Here is a 1,343-nt window from a genome sequence, read left to right on the forward strand (position 1 = left end):
CATTAAGCTCGTGATAAGTCCTATTGTACTCTCCGTAAGCAGAAAACTTTAAAAAATATACCTTCTTTTATGCTGAAAAAGGAATATTTCTTTAAATAAAACGATACTATTTTCTGATACAACCTATTCCTGCGAAAGGAGCAAAAATAAATGAAACGATATGTTGCGTACGGCTTGTTACTCACAGTGTCTTTAGTATTTGCAGTTTTTTTAATTGTTGATTGGCGCCAATACGAAACTGGGCTAGAACATGCTATTAAGCCTGCTGCTAATAACTATGAGAACAGCAAAAACTATGTTTCTGACAAACGTATGATAGATGTCATTGTAAAGCTAACGAAAGAAAGCCCTGCAACATTTGGAACAAGATTAAAAAGTGCGCAAAGAATAGATGAGGGGCGTGTCCATGTGAATACCAATAAGCTAGAGGGCATTATTGAGTTAAAAGATATAGAAGGCAAGACCTTGGTATGGCGTGTACTAGACAACACATCAAATCATTTAATTATAGAAAGCAAGAACTGGGGAAATGAATAAGGGACCTGCGGATAGTTTCTTTCATTTTTAAAAGAGGGTGAGAAAAAGTATGTTAGTGATGTCTCAACCTCTTTATGTCCTTCTTATAAGCTGTCATTGCCAATTGTTCTTGGAAAATTTATCCAAAACAGAGGATGAAAGATATTTTTGATTTAATACTTATTAAAGTAGGTTTGAATCTTTTGAGGGTCCTTTGTTTTCGTTAAAGCAAGCATTAAAAGAATACGGGCTTTTTGTGGATTTAATGAATCGGATGTAACAAACGTATCTTTATCATCTGATTCTTCATGTGTCACAACTCCGCTTCCTACCCGGCTAGATCTGACCATAACTACGCCTTTTTTTACCGCATCTCTAGCACCTGTTAGAGCAGCATCGGATAGCAGTCCATTTCCTGCTCCTGCAACGACTATTCCTTTTGCTCCAGTTTTTGCGGCTGTGTCATAAAAATCCCTAGAATCGTTTTGATACCCATATATGATGTCTACTTGAGGAAGCTTATCTAATTTTGATACATCGAATATTGATTGTGTTGTATGCTTGCGAGTTGGTTTGTTATAAAATATTATCTTATCTCCAGCTATTTCTCCTACATATCCTTGTTCAGGGGATTTAAACGTATCTACTGCCGTTGTATGTGTTTTTGTTATATAACGAGCTGCACCAATTCGATCGTTAAGCGCTACTAAAACGCCGGTATTTCGTGCGTCTTTTGTAGAAGCAATTTTCACTGCATTATACAAGTTTAGCGGTCCATCTGCACTTATAGCGGTAGCTGGTCTCATTGAACCAACCACAACCACAGG

At 37.0% G+C, this 1,343-nt stretch carries 2 protein-coding genes; one reads left to right on the forward strand and one right to left on the reverse strand.

Features of this window, described 5'->3' with window-relative positions; genetic code table 11:
* Positions 1–150: 150 nt before the first annotated feature.
* Positions 151–537 (forward strand): hypothetical protein, encoded by a 387-nt coding sequence (locus AC1DRF_RS28015; RefSeq protein WP_097823093.1) that lies wholly within the window; start codon positions 151–153, stop codon positions 535–537.
* A 152-nt stretch (positions 538–689) separates the two neighbouring features.
* Here AC1DRF_RS28015 and AC1DRF_RS28020 read toward each other — a convergent pair.
* The coding region (locus AC1DRF_RS28020; RefSeq protein WP_477742313.1) for an asparaginase domain-containing protein at positions 690–1,343 on the reverse strand (654 nt) is incomplete at its 5' end.

The sequence above is a fragment of the Priestia sp. P5_B4 genome (assembly GCF_056400385.1).

What these genes read in the sequence shown, in the direction of transcription:
- AC1DRF_RS28015 (WP_097823093.1), top strand. Translation starts at nt 151, where the DNA reads ATGAAACGATATGTTGCGTACGGCTTGTTACTCACAGTGTCTTTAGTA.